At 63.2% G+C, this 321-nt stretch carries 1 protein-coding gene; it reads left to right on the top strand.

The annotated features are described in order from the left end of the window. Positions 1–321 (top strand): BMP family ABC transporter substrate-binding protein (locus tag EOD29_RS31005; protein ID WP_127248795.1); only part of this gene is annotated, 321 nt, incomplete at both ends.

The following is a 321-nucleotide window of genomic DNA, read 5'->3' as shown; positions in this document are numbered from 1 at the left end:
GCAGGGCGCACGCTCCGTCAAGGCCGATATCGAAGTGTTCCAGAACATGACCGGCACGACGGGCGCTGCCTGGAACGACCCGGTCCGCGGCGGCGAGTTGGCCAAGAACCAGATCGACCAGGGCGCTGACGTCGTTTATGCGGCAGCCGGCGCCACCGGTCTCGGCGTTCTGCAGACCGCCGCCGACAACAAGAAGCTGTCGATCGGCGTCGACTCCAACCAGAACCATCTGCATCCGGGCTCGGTCCTGACCTCGATGGTCAAGCGCGTCGATCTCGCCGTCTACAATGCCTACAACGACACCAAGAACGACAAGTTCAC

This window comes from Mesorhizobium sp. M1A.T.Ca.IN.004.03.1.1 (assembly GCF_003997555.1).
Lineage (GTDB): Bacteria > Pseudomonadota > Alphaproteobacteria > Rhizobiales > Rhizobiaceae > Mesorhizobium.
The sequence above is the reverse complement of the archived record's forward strand: the minus strand, read 5'-3'. Positions and strand labels throughout refer to the sequence as shown.